The following is a 17,047-nucleotide window of genomic DNA, read 5'->3' as shown; positions in this document are numbered from 1 at the left end:
TTTTTTAAACGGCGTTAACAGTAATGGCTACCGGTTGCGTTATTGCGGCAACTTCGCGGTTGAGTATGGCATTTACTTCAGGGCGACAGCTGCCGCAGCCCAAACCTGCGCCGGAAGCTTCGCAAAGACTTTTCAATTCGGTAAAACCTTCTTTTATTTTGGCGCAAATATTTCCTTCACCCACATTACCGCAGGAGCAAACCAGCTTACCCAAAACTGGTGCAGCCTTTTTACCGGAGCGAAGGAGTTGCAATCGTTTTTCGGATAACTCTATTTTGTTCTGGATCAGGTCCCTGAATTCCTGGAACTCTGAACGGTCGCCAATCAATATTGCACCGATCAATCTATCCTCGTGAATAACGCATTTTTTGTAATAGCGTTTTGCCTTGTCGATAAATACAACTTCTTCATATGTGGGATCTGCTGGCGTTTCAACCGTGCCGAGAGAGCAGATGTCTGCGCCATGCAACTTAAGTATATTCATGAAAAGAGAGCCCTGGTAATAGTTTGAAATATCGCCGGAAAGATGTTGTGCAACTATTGCCGCCTGTTGTTCTGCTGCAGCGGTAATACCGTATAATGTTCCCTTGAATTCCGCTATTTCCCCAATCGCGTAAATGTGGCTATCATTAGTCTGCAGGTATTCATTTACAACAATACCCCTTTTATGTTCCAGTCCGCATGCCTGCGCAAGCTCAATATTGGGTACAGTTCCTATAGACATGATCACCGCCTGGCAGCTAATCTTTCTACCGCTCTTCAATTGTAGACCCGTAAGTTTGCTACTGCCAAGAAATCTGTCAATTTCATCGTTGTACAGTACTTCAATATTTCTGTCCCGCAATTCTTCATACAAAAGTCTTGCTCCAAGTTCATCGAGTTGCCTGTCCATTAGCCGGGACGAACGTTGAATGATGACCACATCTTTCCCGATTTCCTTTAAGGATGCCGCCATTTCGATACCGAGTAAGCCACCACCGACAATAACAATCGGTTCATCAGAAGCCTGTACATGTCTTTTAAAATTATCTGCATCGTCCTTACTGCGCATGGTGAATATGCCCTTCATCGGCGGGGTATGTTTCAAAGTTGCCGCGCGGCTCCCGGTTGCAAGAATAAGCGTATCGTAGGTGTGTGTCTGTCCGTTGCTGTCGGTAACGGTCCTGGCTTGCCGGTCAATATGTTGAATGCTTACACCTTTATGAAGTGTTATTTCATGTTCTTTTTCCTCATAGGCATTCATTTTTACCAGTTGCTTCCACTGTTGCGTTCCGCTTACATAATCCGGAAGCATTACCCGGTTGTAAAAAGGGAGATCTTCTTTGCTGAAAACAATGATCTCATCATCCATATTTAATTTGCGGTAGCTCCGCACAAAACCATGGGCTCCCGCGCCGGCTCCTATGATCACGATCTTTTGCTTTGGTCTTTTGTATTTAGCTACCTGTACGATAGAAAACTTAAAGTCTGGTTGCTTCGAAATGGGATCAATAAGATTAAAAGTGAGGTTATTGGCGCGATTACTGTCATCATTTAAAATCTTTCCCCAGTGCATGGGTAAAAACACCACGCCTTTTTTTATTTGCGTGCTGATCTTTGCCTTTACTCTTACGTTTCCGTTGGTATTCGTAATCTCAACCAGGTCATCATCGGCAATGCCGCGCTCAGCCGCATCATCAGGATGAATTTCAAGAAATGATGCTGCAATGTGCTGTTTCAGTTTATTCACTTTTCCTGTCTTACTCATCGTGTGCCATTGATCCCGAATGCGGCCCGTTGTCAGGATCAGTGGGTGATTTGCTGTTGGTTGTACCGATGGATTGCAATCAGGTACGCCGTGTATTTTTGCGCGCTTTGATTTAGTATGGAAAATATGATCGGCAAACAATCGCTTTGTGTCATTGTAGTTGTTGCTTGTGTTCACAGGCCACTGCACACTTCTTCTTTGATGAAGCAGCGTATAGTCTACACCGTTAATATCTATGTTTGTTCCTGCAGTTAGCGCCGCATGTTCTTTAAAAATAGCCTCACAACTGTTATAGTCGAAACCATTAAAGCCCATGTGCTTTGCAAAGCGGCAAATAATTTCCGCATCAGGCAATGCTTCGCCCGGCGCATCTGTAACTTTCTGCAACCAGGTGATGCGTCTTTCTGCATTCGTCATGGTGCCTTCTTTTTCGATCCATGCGGCTGCAGGTAACACAACATCCGCATAGGGCAATGTTTCAAGCCTGTTGGATATATCCTGTACTACAACAAACTTTGCGTTCTTTAATCCTTTCTCAGCCATTCTTACATCAGGCATGCTGATCAGTGGATTGGTGCAGATGATCCAGATCGCTTTTAGCTTACCGTCGTTTAAAGCTTCAAACATTTCAGTGGCGGTAAGGCCGGGCCTGGGAGAAAGCTCTTTGCCGTTCCAGAATGTAGCCACTTCCTCACGATGAACCGGATTGCTTAGGTCCCGGTGCGCAGGTAACAGATTTGCCAGTCCGCCAACTTCACGTCCACCCATCGCATTTGGCTGCCCGGTCAGCGAAAAAGGCCCGCAGCCTGGGCGACCGATTGTACCGGTGATCAGGTGAAGATTGATCAGGCTAAGATTCTTATTAACACCCGCTGCTGATTGATTCAACCCCATTGTCCAGAAGGTCATGAATTTTTTTGCATTGCCAATCAATGCTGCAGCTTCATATATGCGATATTCTTCAATGCCACAGATCTGTGCTGCTTCAGCAATACTTCGCTGCATCACGGCATGGGAGTAATCTTCAAACCCTTCCGTATGTTGCTGAATAAATTTAATATCTATATCACCCTGCTCAATCAAGATCCGGCCGATGGCATGATGTAAAACAATATCGGTTCCGGGATTAAGTTGCAGATGCACATCCGCCATCGAGCAGGTTTGCGTAACACGCGGATCGCTTACAATCACTTTCATGTTGGGATTGGCAGCTTTTGCGGCTTCAACCCTGCGCCATAAAATAGGATGGCACCAGGCGGGATTTGCACCTGCTACAAAAATGCAATCTGTTTCCTCAATATCATCATAGCATGCTGGTACGCTGTCTTCGCCCAGCGACATTTTGTAGGCTGCAACCGCGCTGCTCATGCACAATCTTGAGTTCGTATCTATATTGTTACTTCCAATAAAGCCCTTGATCAGCTTGTTAATAACATAATATTCTTCTGTAAGGCACTGACCAGAAACATAGAAAGCAACCGAGTCCGGTCCGTATTTGTTGATGAAAGTTTTAAACACAGCAGCCGTGCGTGCCAGCGCTTCATCCCATGTAACGCGCTGGCGCTGCATTTGCTTGTTGTAACGCATTTCAGGATAGAGCAACCTGTCGGAAGTGTTCATCACTGTATAGTGAAGATTCATTCCTTTTGAACACAGCATACCCTTATTAACGGGATGGTCCTTGTCGCCTTCAACAAGAACCTTACCCATCCTGTCTTTATGTACAACAATGCCGCAACCAACGCCGCAGTAACAGCATGTGGTTTTGTATGAGCCTGTTTCGCCGTGTGTTTGTTCCTTCATGCGTTGTTGTTTATTCAGCAAGTGCCAGCACACTTTCTTCGCTGGTCATATCTTTTACTATTGCAGTATCCTTACGGAAACGTGTAATGAGTACAATAAATGAAATACCGATCACTATAAAACCGATATAACTGAATGCATCTACATAACTAATGGTTTTAGATTTGAAGAGAAAGCCGAAGAGCATGCCACCTGCGTTACCACCTGCACCAACGATGCCGCTTACAATACCAATATTCTTTTCGTTAATGAAAGGCACAATGCCATAAGTGGCGCCATTGGCCATTTTAAGAAACAGTGCAAAGCCAAGCATGGAAATAATGGCAAGGGTAAGTGTTCCGGCATTTGCAAATAACAACAGTCCGCAACCTTCAAGCAATAAAACTATGGCAAGCAGCCATCCTTTGCCTCTCATGCCGTAACGGCTTCCAACTTTATCAGAAACAATTCCCCCAAGTGCTCTTGCAAATAAATTCATGAAACCGAAAATGCCCGCCCAGAAGCCGGCGGTGCTTTGCGATAATCCAAACGTGTCTACAAAATGCAATGAAGCCACATTATCAAAAGTGATCTCCATTCCGAAGCACATGGCATAGGCAAGTGTTAGTGCCCAAATGCGCCAGTCTTTCAATACGCTCCAGTCCGTTTTTTGTTTGTTGGCGTTGCGACCGATCTCATCGAAATTTCCCGCAGGCGTATCTTTTGTGTATTTGTGATAAAACCATGCTATGACAAGCATCATTACGCCAGGCAAAATCATTGCATAGCGCCATGCTTCATGTTTTGTATAACCCATTCCTACAATAGCAGCAAAGATCAACGGCATTACCATATTGGTTACGCCACCGCCAAGGTTGCCCCAGCCGCCGGCAACAGCATTGGCTGTACCTTTTATATTGGCGGCAAACATCATAGATGTGTGAAACTGTGTGACGACAAAAGATGCGCCGATAATGCCTATAGCAAGACGAAACAATAAGAAGGTTGTATAGTCATTGGCTAACCCAACAAGAAATACGGGCAGTGATCCTATAAGCAATAATCTTACTGCTGTTTTTCTTGGTCCCCATACATCGCATAGCTTTCCGATAACGATCCTGGCTATAATGGTAACCGATACAGATGCGATGATGATATTACCTACCTGCGATTTGGTGAGATGTAAGTCCTCGCGAATGGTAGGCATTAAAGGAGCCAGGCCAAACCATCCGAAAAAACAGACAAAGAACATCATCCATGTGATATGAAATGTGCGCATCTGAAGCGATCGGATGCTGAATATTTTTAACCTGTCCAGAGGTTTATTGTTAGTTAACGGTTGCATACAAATAGGTTTTAAATGTCAATTGCTAATCATTTACTTTCCGCTATCGTGCTAAGTACGAATGACGAAGTACGAAGTACGTTGGCTTAAGCAGGTTCATTTTTATGAAGCTGCTTTTTGAAAAGAATGATTGATTAAATGGCAGGCAATCGAAAGAGGCTGTTGATAATGATTTGACTAAACCGCTGAAGGCTTAGGTATTGCCGGTTTGTATGCGCCGTTGTCGTTGCGGGAAGGGAAGAGGGAGCAGTTGATTCTTTATTGTGCCGCTACCCGTTATAATTGTTGCCTGAATGAGGCGCGCCGCGTACTGCAGGGCCGCCAGTGTGCAGGCAATTAAGCTTTTGGTAAATAGTTTTTTTGTGTACATTTGATTCGGTTTTAAATTGATGGATCGGTTTAAAACTTAAGCCCGGAACGGTTGCCGCCATAACGGGCTTTTTTGTTTCTATGCGAAAACAATCGAAGCTTCATCATCTTCATCCACTCCTATATATACATCATGTCCGTCAATCCTAACGGGGTAAGTCTTTATGGTGTCGCAGGCATCATCGTTCATACAATGACCGTCCACAAGAGAAAATGTTTTCTTGTGAAAGGGACAGGCTACTTTAGGTTCATTGTTTGAGCTGCCAATCATACCGCGGCTGAGTGCCATTTGCATTCTGTGCGGACAAAGATTTTGTGTTGCATACCACTCATTGCGGCGGGTAAAATGGAACAAGGCGATTTGTTCGTTTTTATATTTTACACAAACGCCTCCGTCAACCGGAACATCTTCTGTTCTGCAGGCATAAAACCAGGTTAGTTTTTCGGTGCTGGTAATGTTCATAAGAGATAAGTTTTGTTCTGTAATGTATTTTTTGAAATCGCATTCTTGCAGGAGGTCGCTGTATCTTCTAAGAAAGATCTTGCGGTGGTTTTCTTCCGGAGATCAGGTGCCCGGTGAAAAAACGTTCTGCTATTTATGGTGGGCAAGCCTGTTCTGCTAATCTTTCTTTCATAACACTTTGTTTGTTTTGAAAAATCATTGGTTACAGTGGCAGGCAATTGAAAGAAAATATTATTTATTTATGTTATGTTATCGTTTTAATAAAATGGAATCATTTATTGTGCTTTAATTATGATTTGTGTTATAAATTTAAGGTTGTTTATTGATAATTTGTATTAAAATTAATTATAAATATCATATTAATTTAAATGTAATGTTATTTTATGAGCGTTAATGAGTTCTTTTTAATTGGTCACTGAAGCAGAGAGAGAAGAGGCGGATCGTCGCCTGATTAACCGTTTCAGCAGAAATATTGCATAAAAAAGAGCGCAGCAAACCCTCTTGGTTCGCAGCGCTCCCCATTCATATGTAAAAATGTATTATGAGATATTTCCCTTACGGCTGCCTTTCAACTTGTGGAGTGCCAGAACAAGCGTATCTATATCGCTACAAGTGTTATACAGCGCAAGTGACGGACGAACAGTTGTCTCCACTCCAAACCGGCGCAATATGGGTTGTGCGCAATGGTGACCGCTGCGTACGGCAATGGCATAATGTTCATTCAGGTATTTGCCGACGTCTTCGGTTCTAAATCCCTCCACTACAAAGGAGAGAACACCGGCTTTTTCTGCGGCAGTGCCTATCATCCTTAATCCCGGAACATCTTTCAGCAGGCTTATTGCGTATTGCAACAGAAAATGCTCGTAGTGACCAATATTATCCATGCCGAGGCGCATTACATAGTCAATGGCTGCGCCTAATCCGACAGCATCGGCAATGTTGCCGGTTCCGGCTTCAAATCGTGTTGGCGCCTTTTGATATTTCGTGTGTTCAAAAGTTACATCCTGGATCATGTTTCCGCCGCCTTGCCATGGTTGTGTATCATTAAGCAGATCTTCTTTGCCATATAATACGCCGATGCCTGTGGGACCAAAAACTTTATGTCCTGAAAAAACGTACCAGTCGCAATCAAGATAACTGACGTCAACCCGCATGTGTGATACGGCCTGTGCTCCATCCAGCAATACTTTTGCGCCAGCCGCATGCGCCATTTCTATCATTTGTTTTGCCGGTGTGATTGTTCCTAACGCATTGGACACTTGTGTGAAGGCGACCAGTTTTGTTTTTGGGCTGAGCAATTTTGCGTACTCATCAAGAATCACCTGGCCATGGTCATCAACCGGGATAACACTAAGCCTTAAATTCTTTTTACCGGCGAGGATTTGCCACGGGACAATATTTGCATGATGCTCAAGATGGCTGATAATAATCTCATCACCGGCTTCCAGATTTTCGTCGCCCCAGCTTTGTGCTACAAGATTGATCGCTTCAGTTGATCCACGCACAAAAATGATCTCGTTGGCAGATTTGGCATTCAGAAAGCGCTGAACCTTTTGCCGGGCTGCTTCATAAGCGTCAGTTGCTCTTGCAGCCAGCGCGTGCGCCGCTCGGTGAATATTGCTGTTCTCGTGTTGGTAAAAATAACTTACGCGGTCAATAACCTGTCTTGGCTTTTGAGTTGTAGCCGCGTTATCCAGCCAGATGATTTGCTTCCCGTTGATCCGCTCTTGTAATATGGGAAAATCCTGCTTGATCAGGTTAAGATCAAAGCCTGGTTGGAATGAGTTATAGTGTTGTTTCTTGAACTTTGCATGTTCCGGATGATCATATGTTTTTGACTGCAAAAAGTAATAGCTGGCCGGATGCGAAAAGTCGTAAGCGCTGCCGGGTATTTGCGCCGATTGCACATATGACTGAACGGCACTAAACATCTGATGCAGCTCTGCCGTAAACGGTTGTTGACCATAAGGCAGATAGCTGGAAAAATGATTACCGGAGAATGGATTGTTTGCAGGATTGTATGATGGTTCAGTGCCTTGTTGTTGCCCGAAAGCATACAGCGGCGGTTGCTGAGTGACTTGTTGTGCATGTGTGGGAGAGGCACCGACGCCTGTTGGCGGATTCGGATTGGCCCCGTTTTCAAAATGAGGATCCGGGTGACTTACCGGTGGATCATCAAGGTTGAACGTTTTGCTATGCTGAATAGCCGAAGGTGAAATGCCGCTTCCTGCTACAGAGCCAGGTACTTTTCCGGTGTAACTGGTTTCCGGTAGTTTGCGGGAAGCTTCACCGGGATTAAACAGATTTTCCCTTCCGCCTGCAGAAGGTGAAATGCCGCTTCCGGCCACCGAATGAGGCACATGTCCCGAACCAAAATGAGGATCAGGATGGCTGGTGGGTGGCTCTTTAATATTAAAGTATCGTTCGTGCTGGATGGCAGATGGAGACGCACCGCTGCCCGCTACGGATTGTGGTGGCCTCGAGCTATAAGCATATTGTTCGCTGTTGGAAGAATTGCTCTCTACTGATTGTATCGGGTTTCCTTCCGTGAACAACTGCCCGGGATCATCAGCCGGCACAGCTTTGAAATAAAGATTGGCCAATTGTTGAAGAGCAGCTTCGTCCGGAATATCATTGTAGTGCGAAGACATGATAAACAATTTATGTGATAACGTTCTGTCTGTGCGGAGCAGGTTTATAAATACTCCTGGTAATAATAGAATCAGTACAGACAACTCAATATTGTTTTATTGCGTGAGTTTTATCCGCGCTTTGTTACAGCCATTTATACTCATGATATTTTCCAACTTCAACATCATCCAGTACAGCTATGGCATCGTCTACCAAAACCGCAAGTGAACAATACAAAGAGACAAGATAAGAAGCGATGGCGCGCTCATTTATTCCCATAAAGCGTACGGAAAGTCCGGGCGACAATTCTCCGGGAAGATTGGGTTGATACAATCCCACAACACCTTGTCTTTCTTCTCCGGTGCGCAGCAGGATAATTTTTGATTTGCCGTTCTCCAATGGAACCTTATCTGAAGGAATTAACGGAATTCCTCTCCATGTGATGAATTGCGAACCGAACAGCGAAATGGTTGGTGGAGGAACGCCCCTGCGTGTGCATTCGCGCCCGAAAGCGGCAATAGCCAGTGGATGTGTCAAAAAGAAGCCTGGCTCTTTCCAGACTTTTACAAGCAGGTCATCAATGTCATCCGGTGTTGGCGCGCCGGTGCGTGTTGAAATTCTTTGAGAAGGAATAATGCTGTGCAGCAATCCATATTCCTTGTTATTGATCAGTTCACTTTCCTGTCGTTCTTTAATTGTTTCAATGGTGAGCCTTAACTGTTCACTTATCTGGTTGTAAGGTTTACTGTAAAGGTCTGATACGCGCGTATGCACATCCAAAACCGTGTTAACCGCAGATAAGTTGTATTCCCGCGGGTCTTCAACATAGTCCACAAATGTTTGTGGTAATGCTCTTTCATCACGACCGGAACAATCTACTTCTACGTTCTCTGCATGCTTCACTTTGTTCAGCCTGTAAACACCTGACTCTACCGGAATCCAGTTTAATAAATGTGTTAACCAGCGCGGGGTGATGGTGATCATCTGGGGTACTGTACGCGTTGCGATTGCGAGTTGCCGTGCCGCTACATCACCGAGGGCCGTTTGTCTTTTTTCTTGTTCTGCCATAACATTGAGTTGAGTTGGTTTATATAAAAATGATTTGTCTGGTAAAGGAAATACCGGCACAAGTTCCTTGCATGTATACAGATAGCTACACGCAGGTTACTTCATGTTGTTGTCAGAAGGAAATATACATTTCGATAGCGCGTAGCCGTGATAAGATTGCTAACACGCGCCATATAGCTCACTTTTCTAAGATAGTAAAAATGTTTGAAAAAAATAGCCCGCATTGAGTGTTGATGGAGGGCGAAGCGTAAAACTGTCCTACACTTTCAAAGTGTAGGACAGTTTTACGCATAGACAAAAGCTTCAAAGTGTAGGACAATTTTATGCACAGTCAAATAAGGGTATTTTAATTTGATTTATGCAGATTTTTTTTCATTTTTAACTATCACATTGCTATGCCTTGCAGCTACTTTAAGAATGACGTAAAAAAAAGTTGCATCAATACATGCATTATTTTGAATCTGATACCCCTGATTAGCCTTTTTTATCTTTGTTTATAATAAGTTTTCGGAATACAACACATGCACAAATGATAGCTCATGTGCCCCCAAATGCATGCGATGATTTTGCGTAAAGTTGTCCTACACTTTCAAAGTGTAGGACAACTTTACGCAGTATTCAATCCTTATAAACTGCTGATCTATGACACGCAAACAACTTAAGAGAACAATAATCGCTGTTATTACGCTATATGCAATTGCGTTATTCGGCGGGCTTATTATTTACTTCAGAGATGAAACAGAGAAGAAAATAAATTACCAGGTCTTTAAAGATCTTATTCCACTGATTATTGCTATTCCTGCTGCTTACCTTGGGTTTTGTTTTCAACGGCGTTCAAGTTTTTTACAATCGCTGAGGCTGTTGTGGACAAATATCATCGGCTCTGTAAATGCTGCAATTCAGTACACCAATTTTACAGAAACAACAGATAAGCAGTACTGCGAAATACTTTTACAGCTTAGCAGGTGTATTGATGAAGTGAGAGGTGTATACAAAAATCTTGGCGAGAAAAAAAACGAAATCGGGTATTATCCATTCGAATGTTTAAAGGAAATACATAAGCTCGTTTCGGAACTTGGATATGGCAAGCTTGATGCAACAAAGTCGAAGGATGCAAGAGAACGCATCAAGCATTGCTGGAAGGATTTGAAAGTGTCATTTCTTTCAGAATTTGACAGATCCGAGCCGACAGTTTTTAATAGTCCTTTTGTGTAGAATTTTTAAACAAGTAGTCGCAATGTTATAAACATGGAGGCTCGTGAGACACGAGCCTCGGCGTTTAATTTTTTTTTTTGCTATCTATTCTCAAAAGCATATCTCAACCATAGTACGTCATTACTTAATTCTTTAACCTGCGTAAGCTTCATTACAGATGCGGGCTTTTTCTGAAGGTATTCACTTACTTCAAAAACTGTTGGAGATTTGGGTGTGCCGTCGGCGATGGGAAGAAGTAGCAGACTTAGTTCATCAATCATTCCGTCGTTTAACAACGAGCCGTTGATATGCCCGCCACCTTCAAGCATCAGTGTTTTTATGGGGAAAAGATCTGCTAGTTGTTGCAGTGCTGATCCAAAATCAATAGCTGTTTCGCCGGCAAAAATGTAAGATATTCTCTTGCGTTGAAGGTAATAAAGGTATTCATCGCTTACGCTATGAGTAAGAACTTCAATGATATGATCGCCGCCGGTTTGGTTATCATTCCACCCTAATTTTCCGTTGCCATCAACCGCTATTGCAAAAGAGGATGCGTTGCTGTCTCCGATAAAAGCTGCTCTTGTTACCGGATGTGGAGGGGGAGTAAGATCTGGTTTTGCTCCTTCTGAAAAATCTTTTTCCATCGTTACCCTTCCGCACATCCAGGCCTGGCTTTCAAACGCTTCGTGGTACTGCTCGAATAAACCGGTGAAATCTTTTAGCGTTTCATTGTCGCCCCAATTGGCTGACAATATTTTGCCATCTATTGTTGACATCATATGGCAAATAACATAAGGTCTGTTCATGTTTGATTTTTTAGAAACAGACAGGAGGCTCAATTAAATAACGATATCTGTTTTGATTTTCAAAACAGATGCCGTTATTATGTTTGTGTTCATTCCTGCTAATAAATAGCGGCAATATTAGTTTAATTATGCTGATTTTTCAGAGAAGCCATGTCGATCACAAAACGATAACGCACATCGCCTTTGAGCAATCTTTCATAAGCTTCATTTACCTGTTGAATATTGATGAGCTCAATGTCCGCAGTTATGTTGTGCTTAGAACAGAAGTCGAGCATCTCCTGTGTTTCGGCAATACTACCTATTGTTGATCCCGCAAAGCTTCTTCTTGCAGGTATCAGGCTGAAGGCTGCAACAGGAAGCGGATGCTCAGGAGCGCCAACAAGGGCCAGCGTTCCGTCAACTTTCAATAAATTCAAATAAGCATCCATATCATGCGTTGCAGAAACATTGTCCAGGACAAAATGCAGGCTCTTAGCATATTTGGCCATTTGATCCGGATCGGTAGATAATACCACTTCGTCCGCACCGAGGCGTTTAGCATCTTCTTTCTTTGATTCAGAAGTAGTGAATACAACTACATGTGCACCCATTGCCTTTGCAAGTTTAATGGCCATATGACCTAAACCGCCGATGCCAACTATACCTACTTTTTTGCCCGGGCCAACCTGCCAGTGTTTTAGCGGTGAATAAGTGGTAATGCCTGCGCACAGCAGCGGCGCGGTTGCAGCCAGATCCAGGTTCTCGGGCACGCGTAATACAAAATGTTCATCTACTACAATACTCTCGGAGTAGCCGCCGTAGGTTTGTCCGCCAAGGTGTTTGTCCGGTGAGTTGTAGGTCAAAATATTTCCTGGTTCACAATATTGTTCCAGGCCATCTTTACAATATTCACACTCCCTGCAGGAGTCGACCATGCAACCAACCGCTGCAAGATCACCTGCTTTAAATTTCTTAACATGAGCGCCGACACGTGTAATCCGGCCAACAATTTCATGACCCGGTACAACCGGATAAATGGTGCCATGCCATTCGTTTCTGGCAGTGTGCAGGTCAGAATGGCAAATTCCGCAGAAGAGGATCTCTATTTCCACATCATGTGGCGTTACGCTCCGGCGTTGAATGTTCATTGATTTCAATGGCGCTTCGGCAGCCTCTGTCCCGAATGCTCTTACATTTTTTACGTCCATACTGATTCTTCAATTTTATGGTTATTGTTGAATGAATGCACTAATTAACTATACATCCTTTAAATAAAGGCGGATGCAGGCCGGTTGCAAACGCAGCAAGTATTGCATCATGTGCTGCCGTTATACGTTATTTTATGGTTGATAATGAAGATCTGTGTAAAGAAAGCAAAGGTATCTCCGTTGCCTCTCCGGCAAATAATATTATTCAAACAAAAAACTAAGAATTTCAAACAATTCGGGTAAAGAAAAGTTTCAGATGAGCTGCCGGTTGGAAAATTTGAGTTAAATGGAGTGAAGATTAAATTTCATCGAACATTCCGGCATTGATATTTTGGGTGGTTATTGCGTTGCACCTCCATTTACCAATAAATGCTGCCCGTTAACAAAGGATGAAAGATCGCTGGCAAAAAAATCTGCAATATTTGCTACATCTTCTACTTCTGCCAGGCGTTTCATCGGGCAACTGTCGATCAGCGATTTTCTCAGTTCCGGATAACTTCCTGCTTCGGCAAAAATGCCTGAGTGATCAACCGCAAAAGGAATGATGGAATTAACGGTTACGCCACGATAGCCAATCTCTTTTGAAAGTACATCAACAATATAACGGGGCGTGGTTTTGCTTCCGCCATATACTGCCATGCCTGCAACAGGAAATGCGGTAGATGCATGTAGGAGATACTGAGGTGCACAGAGAATGTGTCTTTATAGTCAATGGTGAATGGTGAATAGTGAATAGTGAAAGGTGTAGCGGGTTTATTGTTTGAGAAAAACGTTTCTTCTTTTAGCATTACACAGAGATGCACGGAGGAGACACTGAGATACACAGAGGGAAGTGTATTGTTATAGTCAATGGTGAATAGTGAATGGTGAAAGGTGTAACGAGCTTATTGTTTGACCGGAGTACTTTCTTGCAGCAGAAAAAGGCGGTACACCGAGCTATATGGAAATGCGTCGCCAAAAGTAATGTTCAATTTAATCAACCTGCCTGCACTTTTCACTATTCACCATTGACTTCTTAAAGAAACCCCTTGCATCTCTAATCCCGCCTTATTAACTTAAAGGAAAAAATGCCGTTTATAGATTACCTGGTATTGACTGCGCTGGATGAAGAATGGACATCCATGATAAAGATACTTGAACCAAATATAACGCGGGACATGCTGTACCGAACAGATGATTCCATTACTTACCGGTTATGGAAACAACAGCCCCGGGATAAAAAGGGCAATTACCTTATTGCAGGGGCAACCATGTCAAGAGGAACCGGTGGGCAGGCAAATGCTGCGGTATTAAGCGGCAATTCCATTCGTCTGTGGAAGCCGTCACGGGTTGTACTGATGGGAATAGCCGGCAGCCTCGAAGCAGATAGTTTGATGTTAGGTGACATCGTCATCTCTGAGAATGTCTTCGGTTATGAAGTGGGAGATGCTTATACAGACAAATTTGAATTCAGGCGGACAGTTAACCAGACAAGTGCATTAGACCTGGATCGCGTAAGGGCTTTTCTTGATACAGAGGAACTCTATAAGGCCTGGCAGAGTGAATGTTATGAGGCTTCAAAAGAGCTGGGACTTTATGATAAACTGAATGGACGGCCGCCGGAATTGCATATTGAGAATATTGCCAGTGGTGAGTTTGTTGTAAAGTCTGTTAAGTTTGGCCAGCAATTGAAAGATCAGATCGATTGGAGCATAAAAGCTGTAGAAATGGAAGCACGCGGGTTATTTGTTGCCATGCGTCAATCCGGCCATAGAAATGATTCACTGATGATACGGGGTATATCCGACTATGCAGATGAAAATAAATCAAAGCTGGAAAAAGAAAGTAAAGATATGTGGCGAAAGTTTGCATCTCAGAACGCCGCAAGGTTTTTAAAGGCCATGTTGTATGATAAGCCATTTCAACCTGTTTCTCCGGACTATAAGCTCGATGCTGATCTGGGTAATCTTACAGATTTCAGAAAAGAAGGCATTCCTCAAATAGAGCATCAGAACCTGGGTAGTCAGACTGTGAGCGTGCCTAAGTTATTGGTGCGGCATGATCCTAACCCGCCGCTGAAGATAGAAGTAAGCTTTACATCTGCAACAGATATTGATGCAAAAGGTTTATGCATAATAGAGGCCGGAGGTCAGCCTAAGTTTGTAAGAGAAGAATTTATTGAGCCAGGTCTTATCTCATTTGAAATACCTGCATTTGAATCAGGGTTCAATTTGGCGCTGTTGCTGAGTTTTTCAAGCAAGGTTGATTCACTTGAGGTAAATTGTATTGATGTCTTTAAAAGGACAGCAACAATCAGTCTTCTGATGTAATAAAAATATTCTTATGGCAATAGACATTCATCTTTATGATCCGTCACTAACGCCGATATCCAGTACACGCATTGAAGTGCTTGAGCTGGACAGGGCCGGTGTGAAGCTCGATAGCCAAATGAACGGTGCTTTCGGCAACGGCGCTTTTGGGTGCTCACTTAAAACGCCTTCGCCTGCAAAGCCTGTTACAATTGTGGCTGATGACCGTTCCCTGACATATGCCGCGGTTTCACTGAGTTATATCAATGGAGCGTTGTCCGGTAAGCTGGATATTTGTTTGTATCCATTGCCGAAGCGCAACATTCAGCCCGGCACATATTTCCCGGGAGGAGGTGGAGGAGATGCATATGACAAGATGCGTGGAATTAAGGCAAAGGCAGGTTCCATGTATTTGAGACAGATTGATAAGGGTATTCAAAAAAATATCGGGACGGACAACTGGTCCGAAGATGAGGGTATGGCCGTGCGGATACTCATCAATTCAATTAACCAGGTACTTTACATGAATACGAAAAACGAAGAGCTTCTTGAAAGGATGGAGGGCTGGGTGAACACTTTAAAAGAACTTGGGATAGATCCTGATACAGAAGCAAGCGCACTGGAACTTAATCCTGAAGAACCTGTGCCGGCCGGTGTTCATTAGTTGCATCATTTAATATGCCATCGCTTTCGAAAGCGCAGGTAGTTCAAACCAGAATGTAGAGCCCTTTCCGGGTTCGCTTTTTACACCAATAGTGGCCTGGTGCAATTCGAGTATTTTTTTCACGATAGCAAGACCAATGCCCATTCCGGTTTTTGTATTCTCGTTTTTATTCAATTGCTTGTATCGCTCAAAAATATGCGCCTGTTCTTCCGGCGCAATTCCAATGCCCGTATCGGCAACCTGCACTTGTACGCCTGCTTTTGTGTGTAGTAATTGGATGGTTATGCTTCCGCCATCAGGTGTAAACTTAAAAGCATTGTCCAGCAGGTTTTGCAACACTCTTTCAGTAAGCGCGATATCTGCAAAAACAGGAGGGAGGTTGTCGCTGCATTCAATGTTAAGCGAGATTGATCTTTCTTTTGCTTTAAGCTGATAAGCTGCAAGAATATCTGAAGCAAGCTCCTGCAAAAGAAATTGTTCTTTTTCTGGATTAACCTGGTTGGCTTCCAGCTTGGCATATTGAAACAGTTGTTCAACCAGTACCGATAATTTTTTGGTGCTGTCATGTACAACATGCAGATACTTATCCTTCTCCGCATCCGAAAGGGTATCTTTTTTTATGATCATGGTTTCAATGTAGCCATGCATGATGGAAAGCGGCGTGCGCAAATCATGTGAAACGTTGGCAATCAATTCCTGTCGGAACTGATCTGTAGCTTTTATTTTTTCAAAATTGTCCACGATCACATCCGCCATCTCATTAAACGTTTCCGTTAATACGCCCAGGTTCCCTTTTCCCTGTCCTTCTATTCTCGCCGAATAATCGCCTTCTTTAAATCTTTTTACAACGGCGGCAACCCTTGCAATACTATCGGTTATCATAAAGAAAATAATTACACCAACAATAAATGCAATGAGGAGTGCTGCAAGAAAAATGTAAATCGCCAGGTGATAATTCAGGTCACTGTTAAGTACGCTCAGTATTTCCTTTTGCTTTTCACTTGAAAGAACGGCGTACACATAACCCGCAAGTGTATCATTGTTGTATAAAGGTGCTGCTGAAAAAATGCTTGGTTCATCGGGTTGTTTGGGATTGTCACCCAACGGACGTTCTCCTTTTTTTGTAGCGAGCCATTGTTTAACCTTCTTGATATCTACATGGTGACGCTGAACAGATTTGTCAGGCACAACATAGTCTGTGATCTTACCCAAAGTATCCAGCAGATAAACTTCAACGCTGGGGTTTGCCACCATAATGGAATGGATGATGTCATGCGTTACAGTTGTATCAGGCTGTCCGTTCTTTAACGGTTTGGTAAAGGATGCAAGATGCGATGCTACATTACCATATAATTGCTGATGCGCGGTAGTGTAATAAGATTTTGAAAGCCGCGATGCGATCAACACAAATACAACTCCAAGCACAAGAAGCAAAATGGAAAATACGCCTGCGATCTTCCAAAACAGCAAATTGCCTTTTAATGTTTTTAACGACATATGAAT

At 43.4% G+C, this 17,047-nt stretch carries 12 protein-coding genes; 3 read left to right on the top strand and 9 right to left on the bottom strand.

Features of this window, described 5'->3' with window-relative positions:
* Positions 1–4 precede the first annotated feature (4 nt).
* The 5 genes from QTN47_RS19625 to QTN47_RS19605 form a co-directional block, all read right to left on the bottom strand.
* Positions 5–3,550, bottom strand: a complete 3,546-nt coding sequence (locus QTN47_RS19625; protein WP_369331116.1) for a nitrate reductase — start codon at positions 3,548–3,550, stop codon at positions 5–7.
* 10 nt (positions 3,551–3,560) lie between these two features.
* The gene (locus QTN47_RS19620; RefSeq protein ID WP_369331115.1) at positions 3,561–4,874 is read right to left on the bottom strand and encodes a NarK family nitrate/nitrite MFS transporter; all 1,314 of its coding nucleotides are present in this window, start codon (positions 4,872–4,874) and stop codon (positions 3,561–3,563) included.
* A 448-nt stretch (positions 4,875–5,322) separates the two neighbouring features.
* Entirely contained in the window at positions 5,323–5,706 is a 384-nt protein-coding gene (gene nirD / locus QTN47_RS19615) for a nitrite reductase small subunit NirD (RefSeq protein WP_369331114.1), read from the bottom strand.
* Positions 5,707–6,245: 539 nt separating this feature from the next.
* Positions 6,246–8,357, bottom strand: a complete 2,112-nt coding sequence (locus QTN47_RS19610; protein ID WP_369331113.1) for a family 2A encapsulin nanocompartment cargo protein cysteine desulfurase — start codon at positions 8,355–8,357, stop codon at positions 6,246–6,248.
* Positions 8,358–8,481: 124 nt separating this feature from the next.
* Positions 8,482–9,405, bottom strand: coding sequence for a family 2A encapsulin nanocompartment shell protein (locus QTN47_RS19605; RefSeq protein ID WP_369331112.1), 924 nt, complete (start codon positions 9,403–9,405; stop codon positions 8,482–8,484).
* A 642-nt stretch (positions 9,406–10,047) separates the two neighbouring features.
* Here QTN47_RS19605 and QTN47_RS19600 point away from each other — a divergent pair.
* Positions 10,048–10,620 (top strand): hypothetical protein, encoded by a 573-nt coding sequence (locus QTN47_RS19600; RefSeq protein ID WP_369331111.1) that lies wholly within the window; start codon positions 10,048–10,050, stop codon positions 10,618–10,620.
* 80 nt (positions 10,621–10,700) lie between these two features.
* On the opposite strand, the gene QTN47_RS19595 is transcribed toward QTN47_RS19600, so the two are convergent.
* The 3 genes from QTN47_RS19595 to QTN47_RS19585 all read right to left on the bottom strand — a co-directional run bounded on the left by QTN47_RS19595 (position 10,701) and on the right by QTN47_RS19585 (position 13,231).
* Positions 10,701–11,405, bottom strand: coding sequence for a dihydrofolate reductase family protein (locus QTN47_RS19595; protein WP_369331110.1), 705 nt, complete (start codon positions 11,403–11,405; stop codon positions 10,701–10,703).
* A gap of 122 nt (positions 11,406–11,527) precedes the next feature.
* A complete protein-coding gene (locus tag QTN47_RS19590; protein ID WP_369331109.1) occupies positions 11,528–12,592 on the bottom strand; it encodes an NAD(P)-dependent alcohol dehydrogenase in 1,065 nt (354 codons plus the stop codon).
* A gap of 339 nt (positions 12,593–12,931) precedes the next feature.
* Positions 12,932–13,231 (bottom strand): SDR family oxidoreductase, encoded by a 300-nt coding sequence (locus tag QTN47_RS19585; protein ID WP_369331108.1) that lies wholly within the window; start codon positions 13,229–13,231, stop codon positions 12,932–12,934.
* Between the two features lie 428 nt (positions 13,232–13,659).
* Between QTN47_RS19585 and QTN47_RS19580 the strand changes: the two genes are divergently transcribed.
* A complete protein-coding gene (locus QTN47_RS19580; protein WP_369331107.1) occupies positions 13,660–14,901 on the top strand; it encodes a 5'-methylthioadenosine/S-adenosylhomocysteine nucleosidase family protein in 1,242 nt (413 codons plus the stop codon).
* A 13-nt stretch (positions 14,902–14,914) separates the two neighbouring features.
* Positions 14,915–15,544: a hypothetical protein gene (locus QTN47_RS19575; protein ID WP_369331106.1), complete on the top strand. Its 630-nt coding sequence runs from the start codon at positions 14,915–14,917 to the stop codon at positions 15,542–15,544.
* 9 nt (positions 15,545–15,553) lie between these two features.
* Here the strand turns inward: QTN47_RS19575 and QTN47_RS19570 are convergent, their stop codons facing one another.
* Complete coding sequence (locus QTN47_RS19570; protein WP_369331105.1) at positions 15,554–17,041, bottom strand: sensor histidine kinase; 1,488 nt, start codon at positions 17,039–17,041, stop codon at positions 15,554–15,556.
* Positions 17,042–17,047 lie beyond the last annotated feature (6 nt).

It is taken from the genome of Danxiaibacter flavus, from assembly GCF_041060425.1.
Taxonomy (GTDB): Bacteria; Bacteroidota; Bacteroidia; order Chitinophagales; family Chitinophagaceae; genus Danxiaibacter; species Danxiaibacter flavus.
The sequence above is the reverse complement of the archived record's forward strand: the minus strand, read 5'-3'. Positions and strand labels throughout refer to the sequence as shown.

Excerpts from the sequence above, each read along its gene's own strand:
- QTN47_RS19625 (WP_369331116.1), bottom strand. The coding sequence starts at position 3,550 with ATGAAGGAACAAACACACGGCGAAACAGGCTCATACAAAACCACATGC.
- QTN47_RS19620 (WP_369331115.1), bottom strand. The coding sequence starts at position 4,874 with ATGCAACCGTTAACTAACAATAAACCTCTGGACAGGTTAAAAATATTC.
- nirD (WP_369331114.1), bottom strand. The coding sequence starts at position 5,706 with ATGAACATTACCAGCACCGAAAAACTAACCTGGTTTTATGCCTGCAGA.
- QTN47_RS19610 (WP_369331113.1), bottom strand. The coding sequence starts at position 8,357 with ATGTCTTCGCACTACAATGATATTCCGGACGAAGCTGCTCTTCAACAA.
- QTN47_RS19605 (WP_369331112.1), bottom strand. The coding sequence starts at position 9,405 with ATGGCAGAACAAGAAAAAAGACAAACGGCCCTCGGTGATGTAGCGGCA.
- QTN47_RS19600 (WP_369331111.1), top strand. The coding sequence starts at position 10,048 with ATGACACGCAAACAACTTAAGAGAACAATAATCGCTGTTATTACGCTA.
- QTN47_RS19595 (WP_369331110.1), bottom strand. The coding sequence starts at position 11,405 with ATGAACAGACCTTATGTTATTTGCCATATGATGTCAACAATAGATGGC.
- QTN47_RS19590 (WP_369331109.1), bottom strand. The coding sequence starts at position 12,592 with ATGGACGTAAAAAATGTAAGAGCATTCGGGACAGAGGCTGCCGAAGCG.
- QTN47_RS19585 (WP_369331108.1), bottom strand. The coding sequence starts at position 13,231 with ATGGCAGTATATGGCGGAAGCAAAACCACGCCCCGTTATATTGTTGAT.
- QTN47_RS19580 (WP_369331107.1), top strand. The coding sequence starts at position 13,660 with ATGCCGTTTATAGATTACCTGGTATTGACTGCGCTGGATGAAGAATGG.
- QTN47_RS19575 (WP_369331106.1), top strand. The coding sequence starts at position 14,915 with ATGGCAATAGACATTCATCTTTATGATCCGTCACTAACGCCGATATCC.
- QTN47_RS19570 (WP_369331105.1), bottom strand. The coding sequence starts at position 17,041 with ATGTCGTTAAAAACATTAAAAGGCAATTTGCTGTTTTGGAAGATCGCA.